The 4,633-nt window shown below is 39.4% G+C and carries 4 protein-coding genes; 3 read left to right on the top strand and 1 reads right to left on the bottom strand.

What is annotated here, in order from left to right; translation table 11 throughout:
- On the top strand, nucleotides 1-983 hold a 983-nt coding region (locus tag ACYQ2M_RS24630), incomplete at its 5' end, for a histidine kinase dimerization/phosphoacceptor domain -containing protein (RefSeq protein ID WP_459919052.1).
- Nucleotides 984-985: 2 nt separating this feature from the next.
- Nucleotides 986-2,923: an ATP-binding response regulator gene (locus ACYQ2M_RS24625; protein ID WP_459919051.1), complete on the top strand. Its 1,938-nt coding sequence runs from the start codon at nucleotides 986-988 to the stop codon at nucleotides 2,921-2,923.
- A gap of 693 nt (nucleotides 2,924-3,616) precedes the next feature.
- Here the strand turns inward: ACYQ2M_RS24625 and ACYQ2M_RS24620 are convergent.
- Nucleotides 3,617-3,820, bottom strand: a complete 204-nt coding sequence (locus ACYQ2M_RS24620) for a transposase (protein WP_459919053.1) — start codon at nucleotides 3,818-3,820, stop codon at nucleotides 3,617-3,619.
- A gap of 291 nt (nucleotides 3,821-4,111) precedes the next feature.
- Here ACYQ2M_RS24620 and ACYQ2M_RS24615 point away from each other — a divergent pair.
- A partial coding sequence (locus tag ACYQ2M_RS24615; protein WP_459919050.1) for an LTA synthase family protein occupies nucleotides 4,112-4,633 on the top strand: 522 nt, incomplete at its 3' end.

Raw genomic sequence — 4,633 nt, 5'->3', positions numbered from 1 at the left:
TTATACTTTTGTTGATCCTTTTAATAATAGCAAGGAAAATCATTTACCCGATAAGATCCATGGCCGATGTCATGAAAGAAGTCGAGAATAAAAGTATTTCATCACGGTTTAACTATCAGGGGAATAAAAACGATGAGATCATTCAGCTTGGATTGTCCTTCAATGAAATGCTGGACACCATTCAAGCAAATAATCAAAAGCTACTCCGGTATCAAAATAACCTTAAAAAAAAGATTGTTGAGCTTGCTTCCAGTGAAAAAAAATTGAAAAACCACCGGGAACAGCTGGAAATAACCGTACAGGATCGTACCTCTGATTTAACCGTTGCCAATACCTTACTAAAATCCTCGTTAAATGAAAAAGACAGTCTCCTTAAAGAGATCCATCATCGTGTCAAGAATAACCTTCAAATTATTTCCAGTCTGTTGAAGCTTCAGGCAAACCACACTAACGATATACAAGCAGCCGCATTGTTTAAAGACAGCCAGGACAGGATAATGTCCATGGCTCTTATTCACGAACAGCTTTATCAATCGAAAGATTTGTCTAATATTGATTTTGGAATCTATATCAGAAAATTAGTGGATAGCCTGATACAGTCTTATCGTCAAAAATCCAGAAAAATACGAGCAGATATTGAGTCTAACAATGTTTTTTTGGGAATTGATGTGGCCATTCCTTGTGGGTTGATTATTAATGAACTGGTATCCAATTCGTTAAAATATGCATTTCCAGCAGCTGAAAAAGGCGTTATCTCTATAGCCACCAGATTCGATAACAAAAACGAGATTGAAATGGTAATAGGGGATGACGGCATTGGTATTCCGGAAAATCTTGATTTTAGAAATACCAAAACATTTGGATTGCAACTCATTACAGGCCTTGTAGTGCACCAGCTTGCAGGAGAGATAGAGATCAACAGAAATGCAGGCACCGAATTTCGAATCAGGTTTAAGAATTTTAGCGGGAAAGAAAGGATATAAGTATGGAAACTTCCAGTATTCTTATTGTTGAGGATGAATTTGTTATTGCCAAAGACATCCAGATAAGCTTGGAGAATATGGGGTATCTTGTCTGCGCCATTGTTTCATCTGGTGAAGAGGCGATTACAAAAGCCAAAAAAGAAAAACCTGATTTAGTGCTCATGGACATTATACTAAAGGGGGAAATCGATGGAATTGAAGCGGGCAGGCAAATATGGTCTCTATTTAAAATCCCGATTGTGTATCTCACTGCATATGCTGATGAAAATACGCTTGAAAAAGCTAAAATTTCCGAACCCTATGGCTACATCCTTAAACCCTTTAAAAACAGAGAGTTGAACATTGCAATTGAAATTGCCCTCTATAAAAACAAAATGGAAAAAAAGTTAATACAGAGCGAGGAACGGTTCAAATTTTTAGCCGAAAACATGGCTGATATAGTATGGACCCTTGATCTGAATTTTCAGACAACCTATGTGAGCCCGTCCATAGAAAAAGTGCTCGGGTTCACCCCGGCGGAAAGAAAACTACAACCCCTTGAGGAGATGGTCACACCGGAATCTTTAAGCCAAATTGCTGAAACCTTCTCCCAGGAACTTGAACTTGAAAAAGTGAATGCCGACCCGGACCGGGTTCTGACCATGGAGGTAGAATACTACCACAAAAACGGTACAATTGTCTGGACAGAAAGCAATATTAAAGCAATGAGAGAACCGGGTGGTAAACTGATTGGCATATACGGCTCTTCCCGTGACATTACAGAGCGAAAGCATTTTGAAGAACAACGTCGCCAAGCGCATAAAATGGAATCCATCGGCACACTGGCAGGCGGCATTGCCCATGATTTTAATAATATTATGGGGATTATTCTGGGGAACACGGAACTGGCTTTAGAGGATGTTCCGAAATTACATCCGGCCCATTCCAGCCTTGAAGGGATCAGAAAAGCCAGCCTTCGGGCAGCAAATATTGTAAGGCAGCTTTTAAGCTTCACTCGTATAACTGACCAGAATCTGCAATCGATAGAAATTGTGGCGGTTATTAAAGATGCGCTCAAATTTTTACGGTCAACAATTCCCACTACCATAGATATTGTGCAGGATATTTGTGTCACAGATGAAACAATTCTTGCAGATCCAACCCAGATCAACCAGATCATGATGAATCTGTGTATCAACGCTTCTCATGCCATGGAACAAACCGGTGGAAAGCTTACCATCGCTGTGGAAAATGTACTTTTAGATAATAGTTCAGCCAAAGACTATCCTGATTTAAAAATCGGCACGTATGTTAAGTTAATGGTAAGCGATACAGGCCCGGGAATAGATCCTAAAATCATGGACCGCATTTTTGATCCCTATTTTACAACCAAGGGAATTGGCAAAGGGTCTGGCATGGGGTTAGCCGTAGTGCATGGCATTGTCAAGAATCATCGTGGAACAATCGCCGTTGACAGCACCCTTGGTAAAGGCACTAAATTCAGCATACTGTTTCCGTTGTCACAAGGAAAAGCAGCCGTTGAAGCAAAAACAATCCAGGAAATTCCCAGGGGAAATGAAACCATATTATTTGTGGATGATGAAATATCCATTGCAAATATGGTGCAAAGAATGTTCGAACGTCTTGGATACAAAGTTCAAACCGCCACAACACCGCAAGATGCTCTGGATCGGTTTTCCTTAAATCCCAATCATTTTGACCTGATCATCACAGACATGACAATGCCCCAGATGACGGGTATTAACTTATCTGAAAAACTGATGGACATTCGGCCTGATATTCCCATCATTATTTGTACAGGCCATAGTGCCCTTGTGGATGAAGAAAAGGCGAAAGAATTCGGCTTGGCAGCTTACGTCATGAAGCCCATTGAAATACGGGAAATTGCCCAGACCATTCGAAATGTGCTGGATAGAATAGAATGCCCTGTTCAAAGATAAAGGGTTAATAGTCCTTGCAAATGCAGCCGTCAAAGATTGCAGAATAGCAGGAGTAATCTTCTGATTATTTAAATTATGCTTGACGTCTATATCTTGTGGTAAAAAAGAGCTAAACTCTGAATCTCAAATTTTATTATATGAACCAAGAACGTTATTAAAAACCATTATTGTGTATTCCTGTATATATATTTCGTTGAAAATACATGCCTCTTGAAGTAAAGGATGATTATCCAAAGGTGGAGTATTCCAAGCCTGGAATAGTTTAGGATACAAAGACAATACATTATCAAAATTTTAATGGTGTGAACCAGAATTCGATATTGCCGTCTTTTTATGACAGGCACGACATTTGCGGCTGTTTGCAAATGGCGTGACTGGCGGAAATCTTGCTGGCTTGCTCCCCCCCCTCATCTCCGTCAATTATCTCTTTACCTTTCTGGATAACCGTCTTTTAACAGCGTTTCAAGCTATTTTTTGTCGTCTGCGATGGCCCGTCCGCGGCCAAGCTTAATGTAACGCAAACATCTGCGAAGAGGGCAAGATTACAGATTCCATTATTGAGAATATGCTTTCATGGCGCCATTCAGGCTTCCATATCTATATTGGAGGCAAAATTTTTTCTGATGATAAGGCAGGTCTTGGTAATCTTGCCCGATACATTATCCGTGCCTGTTTCTCCCAGGAACGTATGGTTTATATACCGGCGGAAGCCTCCGATGATAATACTGCCAAGGGGCCTTGAGCCATGATCAAACCATTTAAGAGTTTGGCTCGAAAAACGTTGGACAGAGCTCTGACAGGAAACAGGAAGGTTGAACTGTATTTGGGCTGTACCCACTCCCCCCGGGTATTTACCCCGCCTGTCGATACCTTGCTTGGGAAAAAGCAACTTCCTATATGTATAGATCCGGTCAGTCCATGGTTGTTTGTTACATCGCCGGATTTACGATTTCACTTATTTTTCACTTTTTTTTCACACATTTTTCAGCGGGTTTCGATTAATCTTTTCTAAAAATTTCGGCAACCTTGACGAACCAGGTTCAGAAGCCGGATGCCGGGTGGGATAAAAGAGAATAGAAACGTTCTATCAAAAACGGCCTATGCCGACAACAGCCAACCCTTTAAACCCCGTCAGATAAACTTGTGATTTGGAATTGTTCTTTTAGTTTAAAAAATAGGATTACTATATTGAAAGGTTTTGTAAATGCATTAAAAGAGTATTCGGTTATTCTAAAATTATGGCTATGTTTTATTCTTTTAGGGCTTGCTTCACGAGTATTGCTATCTACCTTTTTTACAGAAAGCTATAGTGCTGATATTCTTGTAAGTTATCTTTACGGTATAAGAATGGATACCATTGTGTTCTCGGCTATTGCTATTTTGTTTTCCACAACGTATGCAACTAATAGAGTTATCGTTTCTAAGGTAATATTTATGCTGTTTTCCTTTGTGTATCTTTCTATTGAAATATCAGGATTTTTTTTCTTCCAAGAGTTTTTTGCACGTCCAAACTATCTTTTTATCGAACATTTAAAACACTATGAAGAACTTTCATTAATGATCTGGGAATGTTATAGCATCTATCTTACTGCGACAATTCTATTTGTAGTGTTTTCGATGATTGTAGTGTATAAAATCCTTTCAAAAATAGTAAAAGAAGGTGCTCTTAAACCAAGACTTGCCCTTTTACCACTTATTATTGTTATTCTA

Source organism: Desulfocicer niacini (genome assembly GCF_054657595.1).
The sequence above is the reverse complement of the archived record's forward strand: the minus strand, read 5'-3'. Positions and strand labels throughout refer to the sequence as shown.